Origin of the sequence: Pseudomonas sp. UBA2684 (genome assembly GCA_002354655.1) — a bacterium.
In the GTDB taxonomy this organism is placed as follows: domain Bacteria; phylum Pseudomonadota; class Gammaproteobacteria; order Pseudomonadales; family Pseudomonadaceae; genus Aquipseudomonas.
This window is the reverse complement of the sequence record DELY01000031.1, coordinates 23,897-49,921: the sequence shown is the minus strand read 5'-3', so window position 1 is coordinate 49,921 and position 26,025 is coordinate 23,897. Positions and strand designations below refer to the sequence as shown.

General features: G+C 63.6%; 24 protein-coding genes and 1 pseudogene. 16 read left to right on the top strand and 9 right to left on the bottom strand.

All coding sequences use genetic code 11. The features are described 5' to 3' along the window. Window positions 1-85: 85 nt before the first annotated feature. The 4 genes from B3M58_RS10530 to B3M58_RS10515 all read left to right on the top strand — a co-directional run bounded on the left by B3M58_RS10530 (window position 86) and on the right by B3M58_RS10515 (window position 5,443). Window positions 86-1,429 carry a sigma-54-dependent transcriptional regulator gene (locus B3M58_RS10530; protein ID WP_296218964.1) on the top strand — a complete coding sequence of 448 codons (1,344 nt, stop codon included), beginning with the start codon at window positions 86-88 and terminating at the stop codon, window positions 1,427-1,429. Window positions 1,430-1,893: 464 nt separating this feature from the next. After that, window positions 1,894-2,847 carry a TAXI family TRAP transporter solute-binding subunit gene (locus tag B3M58_RS10525; RefSeq protein ID WP_296218963.1) on the top strand — a complete coding sequence of 318 codons (954 nt, stop codon included), beginning with the start codon at window positions 1,894-1,896 and terminating at the stop codon, window positions 2,845-2,847. A gap of 152 nt (window positions 2,848-2,999) precedes the next feature. After that, window positions 3,000-5,027, top strand: a complete 2,028-nt coding sequence (locus B3M58_RS10520) for a TRAP transporter permease (protein ID WP_296218961.1) — start codon at window positions 3,000-3,002, stop codon at window positions 5,025-5,027. Further along, window positions 5,024-5,443 (top strand): DUF1850 domain-containing protein, encoded by a 420-nt coding sequence (locus B3M58_RS10515; RefSeq protein WP_296218959.1) that lies wholly within the window; start codon window positions 5,024-5,026, stop codon window positions 5,441-5,443. Before B3M58_RS10520 ends, B3M58_RS10515 begins: the two co-directional genes overlap by 4 nt. A gap of 132 nt (window positions 5,444-5,575) precedes the next feature. Here the strand turns inward: B3M58_RS10515 and B3M58_RS10510 are convergent. Together B3M58_RS10510 and B3M58_RS10505 are read right to left on the bottom strand one after the other, a co-directional pair. Then, window positions 5,576-5,999 (bottom strand): annotated as a pseudogene (locus B3M58_RS10510) (type ISP restriction/modification enzyme); the annotation flags it as partial. A gap of 8 nt (window positions 6,000-6,007) precedes the next feature. After that, a complete protein-coding gene (locus B3M58_RS10505; protein ID WP_296218958.1) occupies window positions 6,008-7,291 on the bottom strand; it encodes an ATP-binding protein in 1,284 nt (427 codons plus the stop codon). Between the two features lie 381 nt (window positions 7,292-7,672). Here B3M58_RS10505 and B3M58_RS10500 point away from each other — a divergent pair, with 381 nt between their 5' ends. From B3M58_RS10500 to B3M58_RS10485, 4 genes are all read left to right on the top strand, one after another. After that, the gene (locus B3M58_RS10500; RefSeq protein WP_296218956.1) at window positions 7,673-8,176 is read left to right on the top strand and encodes a GNAT family N-acetyltransferase; all 504 of its coding nucleotides are present in this window, start codon (window positions 7,673-7,675) and stop codon (window positions 8,174-8,176) included. Between the two features lie 92 nt (window positions 8,177-8,268). Further along, window positions 8,269-8,796: a DUF3617 domain-containing protein gene (locus tag B3M58_RS10495; protein ID WP_414704074.1), complete on the top strand. Its 528-nt coding sequence runs from the start codon at window positions 8,269-8,271 to the stop codon at window positions 8,794-8,796. Between the two features lie 356 nt (window positions 8,797-9,152). After that, window positions 9,153-11,270, top strand: coding sequence for a TonB-dependent siderophore receptor (locus B3M58_RS10490; protein ID WP_296218954.1), 2,118 nt, complete (start codon window positions 9,153-9,155; stop codon window positions 11,268-11,270). Between the two features lie 61 nt (window positions 11,271-11,331). Beyond that, window positions 11,332-12,552 carry a PepSY-associated TM helix domain-containing protein gene (locus tag B3M58_RS10485; RefSeq protein ID WP_296218952.1) on the top strand — a complete coding sequence of 407 codons (1,221 nt, stop codon included), beginning with the start codon at window positions 11,332-11,334 and terminating at the stop codon, window positions 12,550-12,552. Window positions 12,553-12,645: 93 nt separating this feature from the next. On the opposite strand, the gene B3M58_RS10480 is transcribed toward B3M58_RS10485, so the two are convergent. Continuing rightward, window positions 12,646-13,383 (bottom strand): substrate-binding periplasmic protein, encoded by a 738-nt coding sequence (locus tag B3M58_RS10480; protein ID WP_296218950.1) that lies wholly within the window; start codon window positions 13,381-13,383, stop codon window positions 12,646-12,648. 336 nt (window positions 13,384-13,719) lie between these two features. Beyond that, on the bottom strand, window positions 13,720-15,159 hold the full coding sequence (gene cls / locus B3M58_RS10475; protein ID WP_296218948.1) for a cardiolipin synthase: 1,440 nt from the start codon (window positions 15,157-15,159) through the stop codon (window positions 13,720-13,722). Between the two features lie 486 nt (window positions 15,160-15,645). On the opposite strand from cls, the gene dksA reads away from it, so the two are divergent. Genes dksA through B3M58_RS10460 form a run of 3 tightly spaced genes read left to right on the top strand, consistent with a single transcriptional unit; the run spans window position 15,646 to window position 17,926 of the window. Continuing rightward, window positions 15,646-16,050: an RNA polymerase-binding protein DksA gene (gene dksA / locus B3M58_RS10470; RefSeq protein ID WP_296218946.1), complete on the top strand. Its 405-nt coding sequence runs from the start codon at window positions 15,646-15,648 to the stop codon at window positions 16,048-16,050. A gap of 26 nt (window positions 16,051-16,076) precedes the next feature. Then, window positions 16,077-17,282 (top strand): zinc metallochaperone GTPase ZigA, encoded by a 1,206-nt coding sequence (zigA, locus tag B3M58_RS10465; protein ID WP_296218945.1) that lies wholly within the window; start codon window positions 16,077-16,079, stop codon window positions 17,280-17,282. Beyond that, window positions 17,282-17,926, top strand: coding sequence for a DUF1826 domain-containing protein (locus B3M58_RS10460; RefSeq protein WP_296218943.1), 645 nt, complete (start codon window positions 17,282-17,284; stop codon window positions 17,924-17,926). The genes zigA and B3M58_RS10460 overlap by 1 nt, the downstream gene beginning before the upstream one ends. A 134-nt stretch (window positions 17,927-18,060) precedes the next feature. Here B3M58_RS10460 and B3M58_RS10455 read toward each other — a convergent pair whose 3' ends face one another. Beyond that, complete coding sequence (locus B3M58_RS10455) at window positions 18,061-18,414, bottom strand: NADH:ubiquinone oxidoreductase (RefSeq protein WP_296218941.1); 354 nt, start codon at window positions 18,412-18,414, stop codon at window positions 18,061-18,063. 227 nt (window positions 18,415-18,641) lie between these two features. Here B3M58_RS10455 and B3M58_RS10450 point away from each other — a divergent pair, with 227 nt between their 5' ends. Further along, window positions 18,642-19,607, top strand: coding sequence for a CobW family GTP-binding protein (locus B3M58_RS10450; protein WP_296218940.1), 966 nt, complete (start codon window positions 18,642-18,644; stop codon window positions 19,605-19,607). Window positions 19,608-19,630: 23 nt separating this feature from the next. Here B3M58_RS10450 and B3M58_RS10445 read toward each other — a convergent pair whose 3' ends face one another. Then, window positions 19,631-19,990 (bottom strand): hypothetical protein, encoded by a 360-nt coding sequence (locus B3M58_RS10445; RefSeq protein WP_296218939.1) that lies wholly within the window; start codon window positions 19,988-19,990, stop codon window positions 19,631-19,633. Between the two features lie 194 nt (window positions 19,991-20,184). Between B3M58_RS10445 and B3M58_RS10440 the strand changes: the two genes are divergently transcribed. The 4 genes from B3M58_RS10440 (at window position 20,185) to B3M58_RS10425 (ending at window position 23,066) form a co-directional block, all read left to right on the top strand. Further along, a complete protein-coding gene (locus B3M58_RS10440; RefSeq protein ID WP_296218938.1) occupies window positions 20,185-21,300 on the top strand; it encodes a serine hydrolase domain-containing protein in 1,116 nt (371 codons plus the stop codon). 45 nt (window positions 21,301-21,345) lie between these two features. Next, complete coding sequence (locus B3M58_RS10435; protein ID WP_296218937.1) at window positions 21,346-21,501, top strand: hypothetical protein; 156 nt, start codon at window positions 21,346-21,348, stop codon at window positions 21,499-21,501. Between the two features lie 338 nt (window positions 21,502-21,839). Further along, on the top strand, window positions 21,840-22,721 hold the full coding sequence (locus tag B3M58_RS10430) for an alpha/beta fold hydrolase (protein ID WP_296218935.1): 882 nt from the start codon (window positions 21,840-21,842) through the stop codon (window positions 22,719-22,721). Between the two features lie 3 nt (window positions 22,722-22,724). Further along, a complete protein-coding gene (locus tag B3M58_RS10425; protein ID WP_296218933.1) occupies window positions 22,725-23,066 on the top strand; it encodes a DUF7079 family protein in 342 nt (113 codons plus the stop codon). Window positions 23,067-23,117: 51 nt separating this feature from the next. On the opposite strand, the gene B3M58_RS10420 is transcribed toward B3M58_RS10425, so the two are convergent. The 3 genes from B3M58_RS10420 to B3M58_RS10410 all read right to left on the bottom strand — a co-directional run bounded on the left by B3M58_RS10420 (window position 23,118) and on the right by B3M58_RS10410 (window position 25,965). Beyond that, window positions 23,118-23,528 (bottom strand): DUF3301 domain-containing protein, encoded by a 411-nt coding sequence (locus B3M58_RS10420; protein ID WP_296218932.1) that lies wholly within the window; start codon window positions 23,526-23,528, stop codon window positions 23,118-23,120. Between the two features lie 69 nt (window positions 23,529-23,597). After that, the gene (gene ybaL, locus B3M58_RS10415) at window positions 23,598-25,286 is read right to left on the bottom strand and encodes a YbaL family putative K(+) efflux transporter (protein ID WP_296218931.1); all 1,689 of its coding nucleotides are present in this window, start codon (window positions 25,284-25,286) and stop codon (window positions 23,598-23,600) included. Window positions 25,287-25,449: 163 nt separating this feature from the next. Further along, window positions 25,450-25,965 (bottom strand): acyl-CoA thioesterase, encoded by a 516-nt coding sequence (locus B3M58_RS10410; protein ID WP_296218930.1) that lies wholly within the window; start codon window positions 25,963-25,965, stop codon window positions 25,450-25,452. Window positions 25,966-26,025: the final 60 nt, after the last annotated feature.

Below are 26,025 nucleotides of genomic sequence, written 5' to 3'. Positions count from 1 at the left end.
CGCGCCAAGAACCGGGTCGTATTCAAGCGGGTGGTTTTACGGCGCTAACCGACCCTACACTGCCGCCGTTCAGAGAGGAGGTGATATGACCGGGCAAGTGATAGTCGTCGACGACGAAGCAGCGATCCGCGAGGCGGTGCAGCAGTGGCTGGAGCTGTCCGGTTTCCGCGTGCAAACCTGCGCCAACGCGGCGCAAGCCCTGGCGCTGATCGACCGCGATTTCCCCGGGGTGGTGGTCAGCGATGTGCGCATGCCCGGCACCGACGGCTTGCAGTTGCTCGATAAATTGCTGGAGCTGGACCGCGACCTGCCGGTGATCATGGTCACCGGCCATGGCGATGTGCCGATGGCGGTGCAGGCCCTGCGCCAGGGCGCCTACGACTTCATCGAGAAACCCTTCACCCCCGAACGCCTGCTCGACAGCGTGCGCCGCGCCCTGGATAAACGCCGGCTGGTCTGCGAGAACCGCCAACTGCGCCAGCAGTTCGCCTTCAAGGACCATATCGAAAGCCAGTTGCTCGGTGTGTCGCGGCCGATGGAGAACCTGCGCCGGCAGATTCTCGAACTGGCCGGCACTTCGGTGAACATCCTCATTCGCGGCGACACTGGCAGCGGCAAGGAACGCGTGGCCCGCTGCCTGCACGACTTCAGCGCGCGCGCCGGCAAACCGTTTGTCGCGCTGAACTGCGCGGCGATTCCGGAAAACCTGTTCGAGAGCGAGCTGTTCGGCCACGAAAGCGGCGCCTTTACCGGCGCCCAGGGCAAGCGCATCGGCCGCATCGAGCATGCCGACGGCGGCACCCTGTTCCTCGATGAAGTGGAGAGCCTGCCGCTGGCGCAGCAGGTCAAGTTGCTGCGCGTGTTGCAGGAGAAAACCCTGGAGCGGCTCGGCTCCAACCGCAGCATTCAGGTCGATCTGCGGGTGATCAGCGCGGTCAAACCGGACCTGTTGGATGAAGTGCGCGCCGGGCGTTTCCGTGAGGATTTGTTCTACCGCTTGAACGTCGCCACGCTGCAGATCCCCTCGCTGCGCGAGCGCCGCGAAGATATCCCGCTGCTGTTCGAGCACTTCGCCCAGCAGGCCGCGCGGCGCCACGAGCGCGAGGCGCCGCCGTTGACGCCGAACGAGTTGGCGCAGCTGCTCGGCCACGATTGGCCAGGCAACGTGCGCGAGCTGATCAACGCCGCCGAGCGGCATGCGCTGGGCTTGAGCGCACCCGTGGAAGCGCTCAATAGCCAATCGCTGGCCGAGCAAATGGAGGCGTTCGAGGCGCAATGCCTGCATAACGCCCTGCTGCGTTGCCAGGGCAACATCGCCCAGGTCATGGAGCTGCTCCAGCTGCCGCGGCGCACCCTCAACGAAAAGATGCAGCGCCATGGCTTGCAGCGCAGCACGTATCGACCGGCCGGCAGCCCCGATGAGGAATAGCCGCCAACCTACCGTTTGACGCCATGGTGGGTTACGCGGCGTCCAGGCGGCTCATTGGCTGCAAGGCTTGTGGATGCGCCGCTAACCCACCCTGTCGAATGGTTTAGGCGAAATCCCGCTTATACCTGTTCATAAATAAGCGGTTTTCCGCTCACTACACCGTGGGCCAATTAGCAAAACCCCTCTAGTACTGGGCTTTCCGGCCCTGGCACGGCATCTGCTATAGCTCGTGTCAGCCCAGCGCGTTGTTTGCCCTGGTGACTATAAAAAAGACAAGAGGTCACGTGCATGCTTTGCCAGCCCGTTTCGCCCAGCTCCGCTACGCCCCCTCTTGCGCGCCAGGTTTGTGCCGGGCGCGGGCAGCTGCCTCTTTGAGTAACCCCGTGCACGACCGCTTCGGCGGGCGGGCATCGTCTACAGTGAAAAACTCTGCATAAAGCCATAACAACGACGGAGATTCTTCCATGCGATTGACTAAGCGTTTCAGCCTGTTCGCCGCTGCCGCGGCCTTCACTGCCAGCACCGCCGCGCTTGCCGCGCCGACCTTCATCAACGTCCTCACCGGCGGCACCAGCGGGGTTTACTACCCGATTGGCGTGGGCTTGTCGCAGCTGTACAGCAACGGTATCGAAGGCTCGAAGACCTCGGTGCAGGCGACCAAAGCCTCGGTGGAAAACCTCAACCTGCTGCAAGCCGGCCGTGGCGAACTGGCCTTCGCCCTTGGCGATTCGGTAGCTGACGCCTGGGCAGGCGTGGAAGAAGCCGGCTTCAAGGCACCGCTGAAAAAGCTGCGGGCGATTGCCGGCGCGTACCCGAACTACATCCAGATCGTCGCCAGCAAGGAATCCGGGATCACCACCCTGGCCGATCTGAAAGGCAAGCGCATCTCCGTCGGCGCGCCGAAATCCGGCACCGAGCTGAACGCCCGCGCCATCTTCGAGGCCGCCGGCCTGAGCTACGAAGACATGGGCAAGGTCGAGTTTCTGCCGTATGCCGAGTCGGTCGAGCTGATCAAGAACCGTCAGCTGGATGCCACCCTGCAGTCCTCCGGCCTAGGCATGGCGGCGATTCGCGACCTGGCCGCGACCCTGCCGATCAACTTCGTCGCCATCCCGGCCGAGGTTACCGCGAAGATCGACAGTGCCGCCTACCAGGCCGCCGCGATTCCGGCCGGCACCTACGACGGTCAGGATGCCGATGTACCGACCGTGGCCATCACCAACATCCTGGTGACCCATGAAGACGTATCCGACGAGGTGGCCTACCAGATGACCAAGCTGATGTTCGACAACCTCGAACGCCTGGGCAACGCCCATTCCGCGGCCAAGGACATCAAACTGGAAGGCGCCGCCAAGGGCCTGCCGATCCCGCTGCACCCGGGTGCCGAGCGCTTCTACAAGGAAGCCGGCGCGCTGTAAGGCTGCTGAAGGGTTTGCCGCGTAGGATGGGGCCGACCCATCCTACGCGGCCCTTCTATTTCTAGAGTTGCAAATAAAACCGGCGTGCCTGCCACGGCAGGTTTTGTTGGCGACTCTGGTGTTATCGATGTTGTAACGAGGGCATCCGCTCCATGAGTGACCATAATCAAGGCCTCGCCGCCAACCCCAGCGACTGGCCGAAAGCGCTGTTCTATGTCGCGCTGCTGTTCTCCACTTTCCAGATCATCACCGCGGCCTTTCACCCGGTGTCCAGCCAGATCCTGCGGGCGGTGCACGTCGGCTTTCTGCTGCTGGTGGTGTTCCTCAGTTTTCCCGCCAACGGCAAAGGCCAGCCGTGGCAGCCGCTAGCCTGGCTGTTGGGCTTGGTGGGCATGGCCACGGCGGCGTACCAGTGGATCTTTGAAGCCGACCTGATCCAGCGCTCCGGCGACCTGACCAGCAGCGACATGCTCATCGGCCTGGTGTTGATTGTCCTGGTATTCGAAGCCGCGCGCCGGGTGATGGGCATTGCCCTGCCGATCATCTGTGCGCTGTTTCTGGCGTATGGGTTGTTTGGTGAGTACCTGCCGGGCGACCTGATGCACCGTGGCTATGGCCTCGACCAGATCGTCAACCAGTTGGCCTTCGGCACTGAAGGCCTGTACGGCACGCCGACCTATGTGTCGGCCACCTATATCTTCCTGTTCATCCTGTTCGGTGCCTTCCTCGAACAGGCCGGCATGATCAAGCTGTTCACCGATTTCGCCATGGGCCTGTTCGGCCACAAGCTCGGCGGCCCGGCCAAGGTGTCGGTGGTGTCGTCGGCGCTGATGGGCACCATCACCGGCTCCGGGGTGGCCAACGTGGTCACCACCGGCCAGTTCACCATTCCGCTGATGAAGCGTTTCGGCTACAAGCCGGCCTTCGCCGGCGGTGTGGAGGCCACCTCGAGCATGGGTAGCCAGATCATGCCGCCGGTGATGGGCGCGGTGGCGTTCATCATGGCCGAGACCATCAACGTGCCGTTTTTCGAAGTGGCCAAGGCCGCGCTGATTCCGGCGCTGTTGTACTTCGGTTCGGTGTTCTGGATGGTTCACCTGGAGGCCAAGCGCGCCAACCTGCAAGGGTTGCCGAAAGACCAGTGCCCGAACCCCTGGGCGGCGGTGAAAGCGCGCTGGTACCTGTTGATTCCGCTGTTCATCCTGGTCTACCTGCTGTTTTCCGGGCGCACGCCGCTGTTCTCCGGGATGGTCGGTCTGGCGTTGACCGCGATCGTGATCCTCGGTTCGGCGATCATCCTGCGGGTCTCCTCGTTCGGCCTGCGCATCGCCTTCTGGATCGCCCTCGGCCTGCTCTGTGCCGGCTTCTTCCAGCTCGGCATCGGCGTGGTGTTCGGCGTGGTCGCGCTGCTGGTGGCGGTGTGCTGGTTTATCAAAGGCGGTCGCGACACCTTGTTGATCTGCCTGCATGCGCTGGTCGAAGGCGCGCGGCATGCGGTTCCCGTGGGTATCGCCTGTACCCTGGTCGGGGTGATCATTGGCGTGGTCTCGCTGACCGGTGTGGCATCGACCTTTGCCGGTTACATCCTGGCCATCGGTCAGGACAACCTGTTCCTCTCGCTGCTGCTGACCATGCTGACTTGCCTGGTGTTGGGCATGGGCATTCCGACCATCCCCAACTACATCATCACCAGCTCGATTGCCGCACCGGCGCTGCTGGAACTGGGCGTGCCGCTGATCGTCTCGCACATGTTCGTCTTCTACTTCGGCATCATGGCCGACCTCACGCCGCCGGTGGCCTTGGCGTGCTTCGCGGCGGCGCCGATTGCCAAGGAGTCGGGCCTGAAGATCAGCTTCTGGGCGGTACGCATCGCCATCGCCGGTTTCGTCGTGCCCTTTATGGCGGTCTACGATCCGGCGCTGATGCTGCAAGGCGACAGCCTGCTGGCGAGCCTGTACATGTTCCTCAAGGCGCTGTTGGCCATCGGGTTGTGGGGCGCGGTGTTTACTGGCTTCCTGCAATGCAAGTTGGCTTGGTGGGAACGTTTGTTGGGCTTCGCCGCCGGTGCCAGCCTGATCCTGGCTACGCCGATGAGCGATGAGATCGGCTTCGCCCTGGCGGCGCTCTTCATCGCCCAGCACTTCTGGCGCGCCCACCGCGCCCAGGTGGCGACGGCATGATTGGACTGTGCCTGGGGTTGGCCGGTGCGGTATGGGCAGAGCTGCCCATACCGGCCTTTACCCTGGCGTGGCAGCACACCATCGAGAAGGTGCGCTGGGAAGAAGATTACCGTGTCAGCGCCGAGGGCTTGTTGCTCGGCGAGGCGCGGGTCAAGGGTTCAGGCGCCGGCATGGAAATTCCAGCCGATGCCGAACTGCGTGAGGGCAGTTGGCACTACCAGCGCCAGCTACCGCCCCTGCAACCCTTGCGCTTGGGGCGAACCCCCGAGGCCGGGGATTATCAACTGTGTTTTAACCAGCGTTGCCACTCGATGAGTGAATGGCTCGGCCCGCCACAAGCGACCCAGCCGGCGTTGGAACTCTGGAGCTGTGAGCTGAGCTCCCCGGCATCTGCTGCCGGCCAGGACGACGGCTAAAGCCACGTCCGCTCCCGGGCCACAAGCCCTGGCTGCTGTAGAGGAGAACCCCCATCTGGCGTTGCCGGTGGGGGTTTTGTTCGTTTGGCCTGGCGCATTGGCAAAGACGAGCCCTTGCGCGCCAGCCCGTACTCAATCGATATCCAGCGTGGGTAGGGCGTTGACGATTTTCAGGGTTTCCAGGCTGACGGTGATGACGCGCAGGAACAGCTCCAGCGGGTATCGAGGATTGCCCATGGTTTCAATGGCCCAGTCGTTGGCGTCGTTGACGATACCGCTGGCCTTATCGGTTCTCACGGACTGCCGCTCTACCACCCAGTCCAGCGCCGGTTTTCCGTTGACCACATAGGCGTAGGCTGCCAGCGGAATGCCGGTGACGGTGATGCGCGAGTTGTAGTAGGTCTTTGTCTTTAGCCTTTTTGCCGTACTTCATCTGCTCGACGCGATAGTCCGCATCGGTTAGTGGTTTATTGCCGGTGTCTATTTTCACACCGGCATACATGGGCACGTTTTCATAGTCGACGTGCAATTCGCCCAGCTCACGGCCTGCCTGGCTTCTGGGGCTCAAGCCTTGTCGTGAAAGTATTGTGGCGCGTTTGCAGTGGTCGCGTGTGGTATCAGGATGCTGATTGGCACGGCAAACAGCCGTTCACCGAAGGGCAGGATGCTGGTTCCGTCGTAGAACACTACGCCGGCTGCGAACTGCTCCCCGCAGGCGTCCTTGAGTTTTTTCAGGCCTTTGAAATCGCCTTGGGTAATCGTGGCGGCAGCTTTGACTTCGATGGCTGCCAGTTGTCGACCCTGTTCGATGAGGATGTCAACCTCCACCTGATCCTTGTTGCGGAAGTGATGGAATCTCAGGTCGTTGTCGTGCCAGTCCGCGTATTTGCGCAACTCCTGATAGATAAAGGTTTCCAGTAGTTGGCCTAGCAAGGCTTTGTCTTGCCACAGGGTTTTGCTGTTCACGCCCAGCAGGGCGCAGGCCAGTCCGGTATCGGCCAGGTGCATTTTCGGTGTTTTGATCAGGCGGCTGAGTCGGTTGCTGTGCCAGGGTTGCAACTGTTCGATCAGGAAGATCTGCTCCAGTAGTGCCAGGTATTCGCGGATGGTCGGGCGGCTGATGGCGAAGGGCGAGGCCAGGTCTGCCGAGTTGAACAGCCGAGCTGTCTGGCTGGCTGCCAGGGCCAGCAACCTGGGCAGGCTGTCCAAGTTGCGGATCTTGGCGATGTCCTGCACGTCTCGTTGAATCAGGGTGGTGATGTAGTCCTGATACCAGGCCGATCGCCGTTTCTCGATGCGGCGTGCGATGGCGGCGGGGTAACCGCCTTGGCAGAGTATCCCGGCCAGCGCTTCCCCCAACCGCGGGAAGGCCGTGCGCTGGGTGGCTGCGCTGAAATCCCCCCGGAATAGCTGTTCGAGGAAGATGGGCCTTTGGCCGGCGATTTCGCATTGGGCCAGTGGACGCAGACGGAGAATTTCCATGCGACCAGCCAGGGAGTCGGCTAGCTTGGGCAGCAGCAGGACGTTGGCAGAGCCGGTCAGGATGAAGCGCCCCGGTTGTCTGTCTTGATCGACGCTGGCTTTGAGGCTGGTGAATAGTTCAGGTACGCGCTGAATTTCATCCAGTATGGTTTTTTTCGGCAGGCTCTGGACAAAACCCACCGGGTCAGCCTTGGCTGCTTGCAACTGGTTGTCGTCGTCAAAGCTGATGTAGTGGTAGCCCAGTTCCATCCCAATTGTTTGAGCCAGCGTGGTTTTTCCGCACTGCCGCGAGCCATGAATCAGAACAACGGGGGTGTCCTGCAACGCCTCGCGCAATGCCGCTTCCGAGTATCTGCTGTATTGCATGTGGCGAAGCCTTTGAGGGAATGCGGCCAAGAGTAAGTAAGCAGTCGTACAGATGGAAGTATTCTATCGTCCATGTGTAAATTTATCTTCGGCTAAATGTAAGTTGTCAGGATGATTGCACGCGCATCCCGGCAATCTGTAATGAGCTGTTTTCTGCTCTTGGCCTGGTAGCCCAGGCATGCTGTCCCTTTCATGTTGTAGGGCTTTGCTGGCTGTCAGGTGAGCGGATGCCAGCCGCTGCTGGCGCTGAGAAACCCATCCGGCGACGGCTAGCACACAGGGCTGCAACGGCTTGTAGACTATTGCTGGGTGGGCTTACGTCCTTTAGCCTACGGCGTTTGCAGAGGGCTATGGGGCCTCTGTGCAGCTGGCGGGAAGGTCATGAGCGAACGCGGCACCATCACCTATTACCTGGATATGCAGGACCCCACACAGATTCGCGGCAAGCCGCTGCCGGCGGACTTGAGCGTGGTCGAGTGCCAGCTCAAACAGTTCCAGCTCAACCGTTTTCTCTACCAACTGGTCGGCGAGCCCTGGCAGTGGACCGACAAACTGAGTTGGACTGACGCGCAGTGGCGCGAGCTGATCGAGCAACCCGAGCACCGCACCTGGGTGGCCTACCACCAGGGCGCGGTGGCCGGTTATTACGAGCTGCTGCGCGATGCCGAGGGCGTGGTGGAAATTCTCTATTTCGGCCTGGCCGCGGCCTTCTTCGGCCAGGGGTTCGGCGGCCCGCTGCTGAGTCACGCCTTGCAATCGGCCTGGGCCTGGCCGGGCACCACGCGGGTCTGGGTGCACACCTGCAGCCTCGACCACCCCAGCGCGCTGGCCAACTACCAGGCGCGCGGCCTGCGGGTGTATGACGAGCAAAGCACTGGCGAGTAAGCGCGCGATTCGACCAGCGGCCGGCGCTGTAGGGGCGGTGCGGCGGTCTAAACTGCTCAGGCCACTATCGGCCGTCGGGCGGGAGCGTTGTCATGCGTAATCCATCGGTGCATTCGCTGTTTCTCGGCCTCTGCCTGTTGCCCGTTGCCGCCATGGCTCAGCCGATTCAGCCCGGTCTCTGGGAGATCCGTGCGCAGAATATGCAGGTCGACGGTCAGGCATTGCCCGCGATGGACATGATGCTTGAACAGCTGAAAAACCTGCCGGCCGAACAGCGCCAGATGATGGAGCAGATGATGGCCAAGCAGGGCGTGCAGATCCACGGGCAGGGTGTGCAGGTGTGCATGAGCGAGGCGCAAGTCGCGGCCCAGGACATTCCGCTGCAAGACCCGCAGTCCGGTTGTAGCCAGACCATCACCGAGCGCAGCGCGCAGCTATGGAAGTTCCGCTTCACTTGCCCGCAGGCCCAGGGCGAAGGTGAAACGCGGTTTGTCAGCGATAAAGCCTTTGTCACCACGGTCAGCGGCACCTTCGCCACCGCGGCTGGGCAGCAGAGCGGCCGCATGGAGTCGCATGCGCACTGGGTCGCGGCCGATTGTGGCGCGTTGCAACCGCGCTAAAACTACCTACGTTGCCGATACGGCGTTAAAAATGGCCTGCTAGCGCGTTGATCGGCGTAGGCACCAGCGCCGCTGGAGTAGGGCATATCTGCCGCCGCGCGGTTTGGCCGCTGGCAAACCCGCGGGGCCATCGTCCGGCGGCTTGAGCTCGCTCACGCGGCGGCGCGCATCAGAATAAATTAAATGATAATCAGCCTCAATTGCATTGACGGCTGCGCTTCTCTGCTGCGAAAATCTATCCGATAATTATTAGCATTTGCATGTGGGCGTTTCCGCCCATGGCCATGCATGCCAGTGAGGCACCTCTGCAGTCAGGGATGAACGCAGGTCATTCGATCGCGAATTGGGAGAGTTCCGTGTTTTCCAGAAAGACCCATCTGGCGGTGGCCGTCGCCGCTGCGTGCAGTTTCAACCAGGCCCTGGCCGCCGACAGCCAAGCCGTACAGCTCGATGCGCAAACCGTCATCGGCAGCGCCGACAGCGACCAACCGGACAGCTACAAGGCCGCGCCGAGCAGTGCCGCGACCAAGCTTGAGCTGACGCCGCGGCAGACCCCGCAGTCGGTCTCCACCATCACTGGCGCGCAGATCGATGACTTCCAGCTCAACAGCATCAACGACGTGCTGAAATTTACCCCCGGCATCACCGTTGAAGAGATTGAGACCGACCGCACCTACTTCACCTCGCGCGGTTTCGATATCACCAACTTCCAGTTCGACGGTGTCGGCATCCCGTTCTCTTCCGGTAACCAGGATGGTGCCGTCGACATCGCTCCGTTCGAGCGTATTGAGGTGTTGCGCGGCGCCAATGGCCTGATGAGTGGCAGCGGCAACCCATCCGCCACCGTCAACTTCGTGCGCAAGCGCCCGACCCTTGAACCCCAAGCGCGTGTCGATCTGACCGCCGGCTCTTGGGACAAGCGCCGCATCCAGACCGACGTTTCTGGGGCGTTGACTGATGAGGGCAATATCCGCGGGCGTGCGGTCTATGCCCACGAGAATAAGAACTCCTACCTCGACCGCTACTCGCGAGAGAAGCACGTGTTCTACGGCGTACTCGAAGCCGACCTGAGCGCCGACACGCTGTTTTCCATTGGCTACAGCCTGGACAAGAACAACGCCAACAGCCCGATGTGGGGTGCCCTGCCGCTGTTTGACTCGGTGGGCAATCCGACCCATCTGTCGCGCTCGACCAGTACTGCCGCTGACTGGTCTTGGTGGAATAATCAGGAGGAGCGCACTTTCACCGAACTGACTCACCGCTTCGCCAATGATTGGCAGGCCAAGGGAAGTGTTAGCTACGTGAAGAAGCAGAGCGACTCGGAGCTGTTCTACGTCTTCGGTACCCCGGATGCGGTGAGTGGGGAAGGACTCTTCGGCTATCCGTCACAGTATTCGGCCGATATCCACCAATGGATCGTCGATGCGTCTATCGGTGGCCCGTTCAGCCTGGCCGGACGCGAGCACGAACTGGTGCTGGGGGCCAACTGGTACAAGTCCGAGGTGGAAGAGCTGTCGCGCTATATTCCTGGAGTCTTCGTCGCCGTGCCTTCGGATGACATCTATAACGGGGCTTTCCCCAAGCCGGCAGTCTGGGGAAGCTCAAACGGCGGCGAGTATGAGGACAAGCAGAAGAGCTTGTATTCGGCGGCGCGCTTCAGCCTGACCGATCAGCTCAGTTTTATCGCCGGTGCCCGCTCGATCGAGCTGAAGACCGAAGGCTTTTCCTACGGTCAGGACCGCACGCGCAAAGATGACACCATCCTGCCCTACGCCGGCCTGGTCTATGACCTGACCGAGCACTACTCGGTCTATGCCAGTTATACCGAAATATTCAACCCGCAAAAGGAAGAAGGCAGCAGCCTCAAGCGCCTGGACCCGATCCAGGGCGAGAACTACGAGGTGGGCATCAAGGGTGAGTTGCTCGACGACAGGCTGAATGTTTCCGCTGCGGTGTTCAAGACCAAGCAGTCCAACGTCGCCGAGTCTGTAGGCTTCGATCTGGTCAGCGGCAAGCAGATCTACGATGGCGTCGACTACCTGAGCGAAGGCTACGAGCTGGAAGTGTCCGGCGAGGTGCTACCAGGCTTGCAGGTCATGGGTGGCTACACCTATGTCGACATTCAGAATGCGGACCATAGCCATGGCCGCACTTATGCGCCGAAGCACATGCTGCGTGCTTCCACTGTCTACCGCATTCCACAAATGCCGCAGCTGAAGGTGGGCGCGAACCTGAGCTGGCAGGACGATATCTACCGTGCCGTGACCCTGCCCGATGGTAGTGCCGGGCGGATCGAGCAAGACGACTACGCCCTGGTCGGCCTGATGGCGGCTTACGACATCGACCCGAACTGGAGCATTTCGGCCAACCTTAACAACCTGACCGATGAGAAGTACCTATCCAGCCTGTATTGGGAGCAAGGTTTCTATGCCGCCCCGCGCAACGCCAGCATGACAGTCAGCTGGAAATACTAAGAAAGCCGGCCGGCCCGGGCGCGCCCGGGACTGGCTGTCGTATACCGTGACGAGATAGCCCATGCGTTCCACTCTGGTTCATCTGCATCGTTGGTTCGGCCTGTTTATCGCCGTGTTCCTGTTCGTCTCCGGGCTCACCGGCGCGGTGATCTCCTGGGATCACGAGATCGACGAATGGCTTAACCCACAGTTGTTCGAAGCGCGTAGCGAGGGGCCGGCGCAAACGCCGCACGCCTTGGCGGCGCAGCTGGAGGCGCGTGACCCGCGTCTGCAAGTCGGTTTTATGCCGCTGTATACCGAGCCCGGTCACGCCTTCGGCGTCAGCGTCAACCCACGGGTCGACCCGGCCACCGGCAAGGCCTATGAGCTGGACTTCAATCAGGTGGCCCTCGATCCGGTAACCGGCGAGGAACAGGGGCGACGGATGTGGGGCGCTGTGTCGCTGAGCCGGGAAAACCTCATGCCGTTCCTCTACAAGCTGCATTACAGCCTGCATATCCCCGATGGTTTCGGTATCGAACTGGGCATTCTGCTGTTCGGCATCGTGGCGATTGTCTGGACCCTGGACGCCTTTATCGCCCTCTGGCTGTCCTTTCCCAGCTGGCGGGCCTGGCGCAAGTCGTTCGCCTTTCGCTGGCAGCAGGGTGGCTACAAACTCAACTTCGATCTGCACCGTTCCGGCGGTGTGTGGATCTGGGGCTTGCTGCTGATCCTGGCGGTGACCTCGGTGTCGATGAACCTCAACGTGCAGGTGACGCGGCCGCTGGTCGAGCTGTTCTCGCCACTGACCCCCAGCCCGTTCGCCAGCCGCACCCCGGTCAGCCTCGATCAGCAGCCGCAGCCCGGCATCAGCCGCGCCGCAGCGGTCAGTCTGGCGGCCGCAGAGGCCGCGCGTCTGGGCGTGGAGAAGCCCGCGGGCGGGGTGTTCTACTCGCCGGAGTTCGATATTTACGGCGTGGGCTTCTACACCGCGGAAAACGACCACGGCGATGGCGGCCTGGGTAATCCCTGGTTGTACCTGGACGGGCAGAGCGGTGCGTTGGCGGGCACGCAGATTCCGGGCACTGGCAGTGCCGGGGATATCTTTATGCAGGCGCAGTTCCCCCTGCACTCCGGGCGCATCCTCGGTATGCCGGGGCGCATTCTGGTGTCGTTGCTGGGCCTGGCGGTAGCCGGGTTGTCGCTGACCGGCCTGATCATCTGGGCGAAGAAGCGTCGTTCGCGGGTGCTTAGCGGGCAACGCAGCCGCCCGCCCATCGAGGCCCAAGGCTCCCTGGGCTAGCCACGAAAGCGGTTCGGGGTTCGACATTTTTCGCCGAAAAGCCGCTCCGACAACCGCACGACTTCTGCATGCGACAGGTCGCCGGGATGCCGCCTAGTCGATGGCGTATTTGTGCTTGAGCCGGCGTAGCAGCGCCGGTTGGCTGCGCAGAAACGCATCGAACGCGGCGATCACCTCAGGGTGCCGTTGGCTGGACAGGTAGTAATGGTCGTCGACGTGCGGCAGTGCCGGGTCGAAGACCAGTGCGTCGTCCGGCAAGCCTTCGGCCCTGAGCGCGTAACGCGCCACCAGCGGGTTCAGATACACCGCATCGACGCGCCCCGACAAGGCCATGCGCAGCAGTGAGTCGATGCGGTTGTTCTGGGTCAGCGACATCTGCCCGCTTTCCAGTTCCGCCAGGTACGGCCAGGGTGTGAAGCCGAGCTGGGTACCGAGCATCTTGATGCGCTGCCGGCCTTTACCGAGCTGGCCGCGCGGCACCAGCACGCCGTCGATGTAGGGCGCGGCCGCTTGGCTGTAGTGAATGCGCTGGCCGTGTTTCTGCTCGGCATTCCACTGCGGGTGGTCGGGGAATTTGAAGTCGAGCTTGGCGGCGAGAAAGTCGCTAAGCAGGCGTTTGACCGGCAGCGCGACATAGATGAAGCGGTGGCCCTGGTCGGCGGCGAAGGCATCCAGCAGTTCGCGGGCATAGCCGCGGTATTCGCCGTCCTGCATGGCGTAGAAGGGCAGGTAGGGTTGCAGCTCGACGCCAACCTTGAAGGTCTGCGCCAGCGCCGTGTTGGCGGTGAACAAGCTGAAGCATAGGGTGATGGGCAGGCATAAGCGGTGCATCGCGGGTACTCGCTGAGGCTACGGACAACAACGCGCGTGAGACAGGTTAACCATAGCCAGTCGCGCCCTGCGGCGAAAGCGCCGAGGGCGATCTAGTGTGCAGTCTCTAAAAAAGGTTCTTCCCGGGCGTGAAACAAGGCGGTGCTTGGCAGGCAAGCGCAGCAACCTCGTAGGCTGGGTTAGCGGCGTAGGCCAGCGAGGTACAGGCGCCACAGGTGCCGAATGCCGCGTAACCCAGCACTGGCGCCGTCAATGCTGGGTTACGCCGCGCCAGTTCTGGCTGCTCGAGCAGAGCACCGCGCCCGCGTCTAACCCAGCCTACGGTGCTGCGGGCGCTTACAGAATCGGTGAGATCAGTCGCGCCACGCGCATGCCGAGCTGTTGCAGGCGGTGCACGTTCTTGCGGTCCGCGCCGATCAGTTCGCGCGACTGGCTGAGGTCTTCTTCGAGCATCTGCGCCACCTGGACGGCGAAGTCGGCATCAACCGTTAGCAGGGTGATCTCGAAGTTCAGGCGGAACGAGCGGTTATCCAGGTTGGCGCTGCCGATGGCGCAGATGTCCTGGTCGATCAACATGACCTTCTGGTGCAGGAATCCCGGCAGGTAACGGAACACCCGCACCCCGGCGCGCAGCGCTTCCAGGGCATACAGGCTGGAGGCGGCATACACCACGCGGTGATCGGGCCGCGAGGGCAGCAGGATGCGCACATCGACGCCACGCAGCACCGCCAGCCGCAGCGCGGCGGACAAGGCCTCGTCGGGGATGAAGTAGGGGCTGGTGATCCACACGCGCTCGCGGGCCGAGTGAATCGCCTCGACGAACAGCAGCGAGCAGGTTTCCTGCGGGTCGGCCGGGCCGCTGGCGATCACCTGGCAGAGCATGCCGTCGCTGGGGTACGTTGCCGGCAACAACAGCGGCGGGAGCTGGCGCGTGGCCCAGTACCAGTCTTCGGCGAAGGATTCCTGCAGACAGGCGACCACCGGCCCGCGTACCGCGACGTGGGTGTCGCGCCAGGGCGCCAGCGGCGGTTTTTCGCCGAGGTATTCGTCGCCGACGTTGTGCCCGCCGAGAAAGCCGTACTCGCCGTCGACCACCACGATCTTGCGGTGATTGCGGAAATTCAGTTGAAAGCGGTTGAGCAGCGAGCCGCCTGTGGGGAAGGCATGAATCTGCACGCCGCCGGCCCGCAGGCGCTCGGTGTAATGACGCGGCAGGGCGTGGCTGCCGATGCCGTCATAGAGAAAGTACACCTGCACCCCAGCGGCCGCGCGTTGCAGCAGCAATTGCTGTAGGCGCCGGCCCAGCGCATCGTCGTGGACGATAAAGAACTGGATCAGGATCACCTGACGCGCCGCGGCCAAGGCCGCGAAGAGCGCCGCGAAGGTCTCCTCGCCATTGATCAGCAACTGCACCTGGTTGTTCGCCAGGCAGGGCATGCGGCTCAGACGCGGCAGGGCGCGCAATTGTCGGTAGGCGGCGGACTCGCTGGCGGCCAAGGCTTCCTCGATCCAGGGGCGCCAGTCCAGATCCGCCATCGCCCGATGCATCTCCTGGTCGACCTCGCGGCGGGCCTCGATATAGGCCGCGAAACGGCTGCGGCCGAACACCAGGTAAGGCAGCAGGGTCAGGTAGGGCATGAAGAACAGCGACAGCGCCCAGGCAATCGCGCCTTGCGCGGTGCGCACGGTGAGCACCGCATGCACGGCCGCGATAAGGCCCAGGCCGTGGATCAGCGCGATCAGGTAGGCGAATAAATGGCCGATGCTGAATTCCATAAAGATGCTTGCTCCTGGCGCTGAGTCGCTGTTCTGCGTGTGAGGGCAGTGGCCTGCCGCGCGCGGTTAGCCGGTCTAGGCAGTGTCGCTCATTCCATCAGGCTTCGACACGGCGTAGGCGATTGGGTTGCCTGGGGCTCGTCGCGGCGCCTGGTCTCAGGGCTCCACGGATTCGTATTGAGTTAACCAACTAGCTGTCAGCCGCCAGGGCTTCTGCGCAGCCCATAGCCGATCGTCACCTGTAGTTCCACGTGAAACCCCCATGAGCCGTGGCGTGCAGGCCCGTTGCGCGCGGGCAGCGCATGGACCAGCGAGCCGCCCGGGCAGGGCGATGCGCCATGCCGAGGCAATCCAGGGCGACGGCAGCGTGGAGTGGTTTGCGCGGCAAATACCCGAGCGGTTCAGGGCATTCGGCATTTTTTCAGCGTTGCGTTTGGATTTAAATGTTATGTTATAACAAATAAATCTGCCGTGACCGAGTCTGCCATGACTGCCGAAGAACTGCTGGCCCAGCCCGCCGACGCCTATATGAACGGCGCCCAACAGGGCTTTTTCCGCGCGCTGCTGCTGAGCCAGCGTGGCGAACTGCAACAGCGCATTGCCGACGAGTTCGGTGAGTTGCGCGAAGTCGAGCGCGCTGCCGACGAGGTCGACCTGGCCAGCCGCGAGGAGCAACGGCAGTGGCAGTTGCGCCTGCTCGAACGCGAGAAAAAGCTCCTGGACAAGCTCGATCACGCCCTGGAGCGCCTGGCCCGTGGCGAGTACGGCTGGTGCGCCGAGACCGGCGAAGCCATCGGCCTGCAACGCCTGCTGCTGCGCCCCAGCGCCAGCCTGTGCATCGAAGCCAAAGAGCGCGAAGAACAGCGCGAACGCCACCAGCGCAACGCCTGACCCGACCTGTGATGAGGAACACGACCATGCCCACCCGCTTGCCCGTTACCGTGCTTTCCGGCTTTCTTGGCGCCGGTAAAAGCACCCTGCTCAACCACCTGCTGAAAAACCGCGAAGGCCTCAAGGTCGCGGTGATCGTCAACGATATGAGCGAGATCAATATCGATGGCAGCGAAGTTCAGCGTGATGTCAGCCTGAACCGCGCCGAAGAAAAACTCGTCGAGATGAGCAATGGCTGCATCTGTTGCACCCTGCGCGAAGACCTGCTGGAGGAAGTCAGCCGTCTGGCCGAGGACGGTCGTTTCGATTACCTGCTGATCGAGTCCACCGGCATCTCCGAGCCGCTGCCGGTGGCCGAGACCTTCACTTTCCGTGACGACCAGGGCCGCAGCCTGGCCGACCTGGCGCGCCTGGACACCCTGGTGACGGTGGTCGACGGGGTGAATTTCCTCCGGGATTTCCATGAGGCCGAGAGCCTGGCCAGCCGCGGCGAAAGCCTTGGCGAGGAGGATGAGCGCTCTATTGCCGACCTGCTGATCGAACAGGTGGAATTCGCCGACGTGCTGTTGATCAGCAAGATCGACCTGATCGGCCAGGCCGAACGCGACGAGCTGACGGCGATCCTGCGCGGCCTCAACACCCATGCGCAGATCCTGCCGATGAGCATGGGCGCGGTGCCGCTGAAGCAGATCCTCAATACCGGGCGCTTCGACTTCGAGCGCGCGGCGCAGGCACCGGGGTGGCTCAAGGAGCTGCGCGGCGAGCACGTGCCGGAAACCGAGGAATACGGCATCGCCTCCAGCGTGTATCGGGCGCGGCGGCCGTTCCACCCGCAGCGCTTCTTCGACTTCGTCAGCCGCGAATGGAGCAACGGTCGCCTGCTGCGCTCCAAGGGCTTCTTCTGGCTGGCCAGCAAGCACCAGGAGGCTGGTAGCTGGTCGCAGGCCGGCGGCTTGATGCGCCATGGCTTCGCGGGGCGCTGGTGGCGTTTCGTGCCGAAAAGCCAGTGGCCGCAGGACGAGCAAGACCGGCAAACGATCATGCAGAACTGGGACGCGCTCAGCGGCGACTGCCGCCAGGAACTGGTGTTTATCGGTCAGCACATCGACTTCGCGCAACTGACCGCCGAGTTGGATAGCTGTCTATTGGACGCTGCGGAAATGGCCCTGGGCGTAGATGCCTGGCAGGCGTTGCCCGACCCATTCGGCCCCTGGCATGAGGAGGCAGCCTGATGCTGGCACCTGTATTGCGTCAGCCGTTGCAGCAGGTCAGCAGCGAGCAGATCGAGGTGCTCGGCGAGGTGCTGCGTGATGAGGTCAACCTGGCCGTCTGGCAGCGCCAGTTGCCGGCGCAGATCAGCGATTTCGCCAGCGCCTTGCTGGCCCAGGGTGAGCCGCTGGGGCAATCCATCGTGCTTGAGCTGGCCAACCCGGAGAGCGCGCCGAACCTCAGTGGCCTGGTCGATGCGTACAGCGATCTGCCGGGTCAGGCGGCTTTTCTGCAGGACCTGAGCTGGCTGGTTGGCGCGTTTGCCTGCCTGTTCGACGCCAAACGCATCGGCCTGCGCCTGCGCATTCTCGACAAGGCCATGTGCCCGCGTTTTCACGTCGACCATGTGCCGGTGCGGCTGATCACCAGCTACGCCGGGATTGGTAGCGAATGGCTGGAAGAAGGCGTGATGGCGCGTCGGCGTTTGCGTGACCCCGCGGCTGAGCCCAGCGATGCCGCGCTGATCAAGCGTGCCGAGACCGGCCATGTGCTGCTGGTCAAGGGTGAGAAATGGATCGGCAACGAGGGCGGCGGCCTGATTCACCGCTCGCCGCAACCACCGGCCGGTGAGCGGCGCTTGTTGCTGACACTGGACTGGCTGGCCTGAATTTCAGGCAAAAAAATAGGCTGCGCAGAAAGCAGCCTTAAGCACCAGAAAAGCACACCAGCGCGTGACCCGGCATGCAGGGGTGAGGTACCCAAGACCACTAAAACATAGACGGGGTTACGCTTTGATGACGGCTAGCGCGCCATCCACACGCCCTTGCTCTGCTGCTCGCAGAAGGGCTTGAGGTAGGTGGCGTCGCTGGCCACGCCGTAGTAGTGGATGTCCTGCTGATAAGGCGTGCCACCGACCTTGGCGTTGCGGCACACGCCGAAGGCGCCGATCGGGCACTGCTCGACGAACGCCACCTCGACTTTCTGGCCTTGCAGCTGCGGTTGGCAGAAACCGCTGCGAAACAGGCTGGGCGGAATGCTGCGGTTCTGCTGGCAGACTTTGACGTCCAGGCGTTCGGCCTGGCTATGCACCACGCAGGCTTCGCCCCAGGCCAGGCCGGACAACAGGTACAAGCCAAGCAGTAAAACGACACGCATCGTTAAAAACCTCGATAACAGGCAATGGCCAGGAGTAGGTGGTTTCTGTAGGCGCGGCGGGGGCGCCTAGCCCATGGCCGCGAAACGCTATCGCGGCCATGGGCCGCTCCTACGAGCGAGTGGGGCATGGCCAATAAACAGGCTGCCGACTCTAGCACGCAGCTTTTATTCAGTCTGCGCCCTCGCCGGGGGTTCTCTCCTGGCCCGTCCACCCGCACCATAGGCCCATGTTGAACAATATCCCCACGCACCTGATCGCCGGCCCGCTGGGCGCCGGCAAGACCAGCCTGATCCGCCATCTGCTGGCGCAACGGCCGGCGCATGAGCGCTGGGCGGTGCTGATCAACGAGTTTGGCCAGATCGGCCTGGATGCGGCCCTGCTCAGCCGCGACGATGCCGGCATCGCCTTTGCCGAAGTGGCGGGCGGCTGCCTCTGCTGCGTCAACGGCGTGCCGTTCCAGGTCGGCCTGAGCCGCCTGCTGCGCAAGGCCAAGCCGGATCGCTTGCTGATCGAGCCTTCCGGCCTGGGTCACCCGCTGCAACTGCTGGAACAACTGCGCGAGCCGCCCTGGGCCGGCGTGTTGGCCGTCCAGGCCGCGGTACTGGTGCTGGATGCCACCGCCCTGGCGGCCGGCGAGCTGTTGCCGGACAGCCAGCAGGCAACGCTGGGCAGCGCTGGCCTGTTGCTGCTGAACAAGTCGGAAAACCTCGACGCGCCCAGCAAAGCCCGGCTGCTCGCCCAGTTAGCGGGGCGGCCGCTGTACTGGACGACTCAGGCCGCACTGCCGCTGGCGCACTTGCCGGGTAGCGGCGTGCGCGCCGGGGTGGGCCCCGAGCTGGACGGCTTGCCCCGCGCGAGTGCGCCGTTAGCGGCAATCTGGCGTGCGCCAGAAGAGCCGATCTGCCAGATCCAGGATCAACCCGAGGGCTGGAGCATCGGCTGGCGCTGGCACCCGAGTCAGCGTTTCGAACTGATGCGGGTGCAGCAGTGGCTGATGAGCCTGCCGTGGCGGCGGGCCAAGCTGGTGTTGCAGACCAACGCCGGCTGGCTGTCAGCCAATGCCCTCGATGGCCGGCCCCTGCACTGGCAGAGCAGTGAATGGCGCAAGGACTCGCGGCTGGAGCTGATCTTCAGCACCGCGCAGAACGAGGCCGCCCTGCGCACAGGGTTGGACGCTTGTCGGCTGGTGTAGCCGCCTGATAAGCGTCTGCCGGTTCACCTGAGCAAGGCTTCCAGGGCATAGCTGAGTAGCACCAGCCCGAAGCCAATAGCGCTGGCCCGCAGCGCCCACGGTGAGGTCAGCCAGCGCATCAGCTGGCTATGCGGTTCGTGCCGCAGTTGGCGTAGCGCGTCGAGAAACTCGGGGTGCACATCTGCGGCAAAGGCCCAGCTGCGGTACAACAGGGTGCGCGCCTGTGCCATCTGGCTGTACAGCGGCAGCTGAATGGCGAAGTGTGGCTGGCCATCCGCGGTCGTGCCGAGCTCGCTGACCAGGCAATTGATGCCTCTGCCGCTCAGGCGGTTCTGCAGGTGTTCGATAAAGGCGCGGTCGGAGGATTCGAGCAAGACAAACATCGGCAGTCATTCCTTGAGTGCGCTAGCGGATGGCCTGGCGGTGCGCCGCGCCGGGTTGCGATTCTAAAGCGTCTCTCGGCTATGCAAAGTTATTTGCTCGGTTGATAAGGCCCTGTCCGGTGCGGTGTCGGGGCTAAGCTGCAAGTCTGTCGGTCGATTGCCGGCGCACTAAGAATAACAATCAGGATAAGCCCATGAAGCTGATCAACTGTCTGGCCCTGAGTGTGGCCGCGAGCCTCGGTAGTTTGCCGGTATTGGCGCAGAGCCCCGCGCTACCGACGCCGGAGAGCGTGCGCCTGGATCGCCTGCAACTGATGCAGGGCTTCCCGCCGCCAGCGGACAAGCGCGTCAGCTTCGCTTCCTACCTGGGCCAATACCCGCACGCCCGCTGGGCGTTCCAGCACATGCGCGAGCTGATTCCCAGCCGCAACGTGCCGCGTGGCAACGGCCCGCTCAGCCCGCTGCCGCAAGGTGCGGATCTGCGTAAAGAGATCGACGCGTTGCGCTTCCAGGGCCCGGACGGCGAGCTGAGTTTCGCCGAGTACCTGACCAACAGTTATGCCGATGCCACGCTGATCCTGCTCGACGGCAAGCTGGTTTACGAGGTGTACCACGAAGGCATGTCGGCCGAGCAGCCGCACATGCTCTGGTCGATGACCAAGTCGGTGGTGGGGCTGCTGGCCACGCAACTGATTCACGAAGGGCTGCTCAAGGCCGATGCCCAGGTCAGCGACTATGTGCCCGAACTGGCCGCCAGCGGTTGGCGGGGCGCCACGGTGCAGCAACTGCTGAACATGACCGCGGATATCGACTACAGCGAGGTCTATGCCGACGCCCAGTCCGATGTGGTCAATTACGCCGTGGCCGCCGGCATGGGCCCGCCGCCCGCGGGTTTCCAGGGCGCAGGCAACCTCTACGATTACCTGCCGAGCATCGCTGGCCAGGGCCGCCACGGCGCCGAGTTCCACTACCGCACCGTGCACACCGAAGTGCTTGGCTGGGTGCTGCGCCGGGCCAGCGGGCAAAGCACCGCCGAGCTGATCGCCGAGCGGCTGTGGCGCAAGTTGGGCGCCGAACAGGATGCCTACCTGCTGGTCGACCCGGCTGGCGCCGAATGGGCCGGCGCCGGGATGAACGCGACCCTGCGCGACCTGGCGCGCTTCGGCGAGATGCTACGCCTGGACGGCTACTTCAACGGCCAGCAGATCGTCGCCCGCGAGGTGCTGACGGCGATTCGCCAGGGCGCCGACCGCGAGGCGTTCAAGGCCGCCGGGCGCACCTGGCAAGAGGGCTACTCCTACCGCAACTAGTTCTGGATCAGCCATAACCCCGACGGTGCCTACGAGGCGCTGGGCGTGCATGGGCAGATGATCCATGTGAACCCGGCCGTGGGCCTGGTCATGGTGCGGCTGTCCTCGCATCCGGTGGCCAGCAGCGGTTTCACCTTCCCGACCACGCGCCCAGCGCTGGAGGCCCTGGCCGAGTGGCTGCGCAGCCGCACAGACCGCTGATTTTTCGCTTCAGGCAAGCTCGAATAGGCCGCAGGGCTGCCCCATCGATGTGGCGTGCTCTGCACTCCTTGGCGATCAGCCGTAGGGTGGGTTAGTGGCGCCAAGCGCCGAACGATCAGACGCCGCGATCGTGACGCGCCGCGTAACCCACCAGTCAATAGCTCGCGTTGCACCGATGGCGGGTTACGGCGCAAGGCGGGCGTGGGGTTTTATCGCTATCGCCACATGCGCCTAACCCACCCTACGCAAAGCCCCTGCGCTGTGTCGTCTGGTTAGCGGCCTGACGCCTGCGGTGTCCGGCAGTACACTAGCTGGCCTGATCGATAGCGAGCCGTTGCATGCACCTACAATCCTGGTCCCACGCCTGCTCTGGCGGTTTTACCCTGCGCGGTTGGCACAGCCCGCCCTCGGGCAAGCCGCTGCTGCATTTTCTGCATGGCAATGGCTATTGCGGGCGAGTTTACGAACCGTTGCTGGCGCGCTTGGTCGAGGATTTCGACCTCTGGCTGTGCGACGTCCAGGGCCATGGCGACAGCGATCACGGCGGCCGTTTCCATGGCTGGAATCGCAGTGCCGAGTTGGCCATGGAAGCGTTCGCCGTTGGCCGCGCAGCCTTTGCCGAGGTGCCGGCGTTTGCCGTTGGCCACAGTTTCGGCGGGGTGCTCAGCAGCCTGATGCTGGCTCAGCAGCCGCAGCTGTTCCAGCGTGCGGTGCTGCTCGATCCGGTGTTGTTCACCCCGGCGATGATCGGCGTGATGGCGCTGTCCGATGTGGTCGGCCTGAGCCGGCGCAACAGCCTGGCGAGCAAGGCGCGGCAACGGCGCGGGCAGTGGCCGGACCGCGCCGCGGCGCATGCCGCCTTGCACGGCCGGGGCATGTTCCGTGGGTGGGACGAGGCGGCTTTTGCCGCCTATATCGCCCATGCGCTGAAAGACACGGAGCATGGCGTCGAGCTGAAATGTCGGCCGAGCCGCGAGGCGGACATCTTCGCCTCCTTTCCCAAACGCCTGTGGCCGTCGCTGGCCAAGGTGGTTACCCCGACCCAGGTGCTCTACGGCCAGCGCAGTTACCCCTTCGTCGCCAAGTCGGTGGCGCGCTGGTGCGCCGGCAATGCCCACGTGCATGCTCAGGTGGTGGCCGGCGGGCACTGCTTCATGCAGGAACAACCGCAGGACAGCGCCGCGCGGATCAGCGCCTTCCTGTTGCCCGGCCAGGTCTGAACGGTGATCGACCGCGAACGACTGTGGCTGGACATCGCCGAGCTGTGGCTGGATACCGAGCAGGACGAGGCGGCGTTGCGCCACCTGGCCGCGGTGTTGCGCGCCAGCGGCCTGTCGCGCGAGGAACTGAACGCCATCTACCTGTTTGAGGTGGCACCGCTGGTCTGGCCCAACTGTTGGAGCGTGGCCGGCGTCTGGTCAGGTTTTGAGCCGAGTTGGCTGATTGCCCAGTGCCGGCGCAACCAGCAGCGCGGTGGCTGGCACCGACTGAAGTGCCGGCTGTTGCGTTGGCCGATGACTTACGCCAACCGCGAGGACTGGCAGCGCGTCATGCACATGCTGTGAGTGCGCCTGCGAGCCGTGGCACGAGTGCCTGACGGCGTCCAGCCCTAGTCGTTAGTCGTCGTGGCGCGGTTCGTCCGGGCGCGCATGGCTGCGCCGCCACTGCGCGAGTTCGATGACCTGGGCGGGTGGTGGTTCGACCGGCGGCTGACGGAAGGGGTGCGGGGCCAGTTCGATACGCCCGAGTTGTGCGCCGAACATGACGATGCTGCCGATATGCCGCTGCTCGCCGGTGACGGTGAACTCGAAGCCATAGACCCGCGCCAGGCGTTTGCGCCCACGGGCATCCGGCAGCAGGGCGAGGCGGCGCAGGGCGACGTTACCGTCGAGCAGTTCCACATCGGCCCTGGCGCAATGCTGTTTGACCAGCGTCAGCGCGCGCTCACGCAAACCGTGGGCATGCCACAGCCAGGCACCGGCAGCGGTCAGCAGCATCAGAACGAACATATTGCCGAGGGTCAGCATGCCGGGGTGCTCGAATCGGGGGAGTGCCAGCTTACCCGATCCGCTGGCACGGAAAAATCCACGCGTCTGTCAGCCGGTGTGGGTGACGATCCCCAGGCGCGCGAACATCACCCGGGCGATTTCCCGCTCGCCCATCACCACCAGGTCGGCATCGTGCTGCTTGAGGTAATCGACCTCGGCATCGAAGTGCGCGCGGGCGATGATGTCCAGCCCGGCGTTGGCCGCGCGGCCGTGCAGGGCGATTTGCCCGGCCTCCAGGCTGTTGGGGATGGCGATCATCAGCCAGCGCGCCTGTGCCACGTTGGCCAGCTCCAAGACATGGCTGCTGGCGGCGTTGCCGAGCACCACGCTATGCCCTTCCTCGCGCAGCTCCTGGGCGCGGGTGCGGTTGTCGTCGATGATCACCAGCGGCACGCCCTCGGCGCGCAGGCGCTGGCTGATCCGGCTACCGACCCGGCCGTGGCCGATGAGGATGGCATGGCCGGTTTCACTGATCGGGTGCAGGTCGTTGTCTTCGCTCTGGGTCGTCTGGGGCGCACCCGCCGGGGTGGTGTGTTCGCGCCGGTCGAGCCAGGGTTGCAGGCGGTCGATCAGCAGGAACAGCAGCGGGTTGACCAGAATCGACAGAATCGCGCCCGCCAGCACCAGGTCGCGGCCGGCTTCCGGCAGCAGGTTGAGGCCGACGCCGAGGCCGATCAGGATGAAGGAGAACTCGCCGATCTGCGCCAGACTGACCGAGATGGTCAGCGCCGTGCTCAGCGGTTTGCGGAAGGCCATGACGATGAGCATGGCGGCCAGCGATTTGCCGACCACGATCACCAGGAAGGTGCCGAGCACCAGCACCGGCTGCTCGATCAGGATCAGCGGGTTGAACAGCATGCCGACCGAGACGAAGAACAGCACGGCGAAGGCATCGCGCAGCGGCAGCGAATCCTCGGCGGCCTTGTGGCTGTACTCCGATTCGTTGAGGATCATCCCGGCGAAGAATGCGCCGAGGGCGAACGACACGCCGAACAGCTTGGCCGAGCCGTAGGCGATGCCCAGGGCGATGGCCAGCACGGCGAGGGTGAACAGCTCGCGCGAGCCGGTGCCGGCGCTGCGCTCCAGCAGCCAGGGAATCACTCGCCGACCGACCACCACCATCAGCACGATAAAGGCCATGACCTTGCCCAGGGTCAACAGCACCTGCATGGCGATGCTGCCGTCGGCGCTATCGCCTTGCGGCGTGCCGCCGAGCAGCCCGGACAAGGCGGGCAGCAAGACCAGGGCCATGACCATCACCAGGTCTTCGACGATCAGCCAGCCGACGGCGATCTTGCCGCGGCGGCTATCGAGCAGCTGACGCTCTTCCAGGGCGCGCAGCAGCACCACGGTACTGGCCACCGACAGCGCCAGGCCGAACACCAGGCCAGCGCCCCAGCCCCAGCCGATCGTCCAGGCCAGACCCATGCCGAGCAGGGTGGCGACGGCGATTTGCACCAGGGCACCGGGAATGGCGATGTGTTTCACCGACATCAGGTCTTTCAGCGAGAAATGCAGGCCCACGCCGAACATCAGCAGGATCACGCCGATTTCGGAGATTTCGTGGGACAAGTCCTTGTCGGCGACGAAGCCCGGGGTGAAGGGGCCGACGATAACCCCGGCGAGCAGGTAACCGACCAGTGGCGACAGGCGCAGGCGGTTGGCCAGGCTACCGAAGATAAAGGCCAGGACGAAGCCGGCGGCGATGGTGGCGATCAGCGGTGTGTGATGCGGCATGGTTTCTCCCGATGACTCGAAGGGGGACGATGGCCAAGAGTATGCCCAGGCTGGAGGGGAGACAGCCGAGAGTCGTGTAGGCAATGGCCTACACGTGGCCAAATAGGCCAAAGAGTTTACATTAAAGTGTTTCTTATAACTAAAAGATATTTATACAAAATGTTCAATTGCCGCCGCTCTGGTGCGTGCCGGTTGCCTGGGCATCCGCTTTGAGGGCTTGGTAGCGCTGCTCCAGCTCCTGACGAATCGCCCGGCGTTGTCCGGCCTGGACAACGCGCCGCTGTTCCTCGGCGGTTTGCGGCTGGCGTGGCGGCAGCGCCGTGGGCTTGCCGCTTTCGTCGACGGCCACCATGGTGAAAAAGCAGCTGTTGGTGTGGCGCACCGAGCGTTCGCAGATGTTTTCCGTGACCACCTTGATGCCGATCTCCATCGAGGTGCGCCCGGTGTAGTTGACCGAGGCGAGAAAGGTCACCAGTTCGCCGACGTGGATCGGCTCGCGGAAGGTCACCTGGTCCACCGACAGGGTGACCACGTAACGCCCGGCATAACGGCTGGCACAGGCGTAGGCGACCTCGTCGAGGTACTTGAGCAGAGTGCCGCCGTGCACATTGCCGGAGAAGTTGGCCATATCCGGGGTCATCAACACGGTCATCGACAGCTGGGCGTTTCCGGGTTCCATGGCGAGCTCTTCTGGTCAGGGGCTGAGAACTGTAGACGCTGGCACGACGCCTTGTCGCCA

Coding starts and splice junctions, on each gene's coding strand:
- B3M58_RS10530 (WP_296218964.1), top strand. CDS start 86: ATGACCGGGCAAGTGATAGTCGTCGACGACGAAGCAGCGATCCGCGAG.
- B3M58_RS10525 (WP_296218963.1), top strand. CDS start 1,894: ATGCGATTGACTAAGCGTTTCAGCCTGTTCGCCGCTGCCGCGGCCTTC.
- B3M58_RS10520 (WP_296218961.1), top strand. CDS start 3,000: ATGAGTGACCATAATCAAGGCCTCGCCGCCAACCCCAGCGACTGGCCG.
- B3M58_RS10515 (WP_296218959.1), top strand. CDS start 5,024: ATGATTGGACTGTGCCTGGGGTTGGCCGGTGCGGTATGGGCAGAGCTG.
- B3M58_RS10505 (WP_296218958.1), bottom strand. CDS start 7,291: ATGCAATACAGCAGATACTCGGAAGCGGCATTGCGCGAGGCGTTGCAG.
- B3M58_RS10500 (WP_296218956.1), top strand. CDS start 7,673: ATGAGCGAACGCGGCACCATCACCTATTACCTGGATATGCAGGACCCC.
- B3M58_RS10495 (WP_414704074.1), top strand. CDS start 8,269: ATGCGTAATCCATCGGTGCATTCGCTGTTTCTCGGCCTCTGCCTGTTG.
- B3M58_RS10485 (WP_296218952.1), top strand. CDS start 11,332: ATGCGTTCCACTCTGGTTCATCTGCATCGTTGGTTCGGCCTGTTTATC.
- B3M58_RS10480 (WP_296218950.1), bottom strand. CDS start 13,383: ATGCACCGCTTATGCCTGCCCATCACCCTATGCTTCAGCTTGTTCACC.
- cls (WP_296218948.1), bottom strand. CDS start 15,159: ATGGAATTCAGCATCGGCCATTTATTCGCCTACCTGATCGCGCTGATC.
- dksA (WP_296218946.1), top strand. CDS start 15,646: ATGACTGCCGAAGAACTGCTGGCCCAGCCCGCCGACGCCTATATGAAC.
- zigA (WP_296218945.1), top strand. CDS start 16,077: ATGCCCACCCGCTTGCCCGTTACCGTGCTTTCCGGCTTTCTTGGCGCC.
- B3M58_RS10460 (WP_296218943.1), top strand. CDS start 17,282: ATGCTGGCACCTGTATTGCGTCAGCCGTTGCAGCAGGTCAGCAGCGAG.
- B3M58_RS10455 (WP_296218941.1), bottom strand. CDS start 18,414: ATGCGTGTCGTTTTACTGCTTGGCTTGTACCTGTTGTCCGGCCTGGCC.
- B3M58_RS10450 (WP_296218940.1), top strand. CDS start 18,642: ATGTTGAACAATATCCCCACGCACCTGATCGCCGGCCCGCTGGGCGCC.
- B3M58_RS10445 (WP_296218939.1), bottom strand. CDS start 19,990: ATGTTTGTCTTGCTCGAATCCTCCGACCGCGCCTTTATCGAACACCTG.
- B3M58_RS10440 (WP_296218938.1), top strand. CDS start 20,185: ATGAAGCTGATCAACTGTCTGGCCCTGAGTGTGGCCGCGAGCCTCGGT.
- B3M58_RS10430 (WP_296218935.1), top strand. CDS start 21,840: ATGCACCTACAATCCTGGTCCCACGCCTGCTCTGGCGGTTTTACCCTG.
- B3M58_RS10420 (WP_296218932.1), bottom strand. CDS start 23,528: ATGCTGACCCTCGGCAATATGTTCGTTCTGATGCTGCTGACCGCTGCC.
- ybaL (WP_296218931.1), bottom strand. CDS start 25,286: ATGCCGCATCACACACCGCTGATCGCCACCATCGCCGCCGGCTTCGTC.
- B3M58_RS10410 (WP_296218930.1), bottom strand. CDS start 25,965: ATGGAACCCGGAAACGCCCAGCTGTCGATGACCGTGTTGATGACCCCG.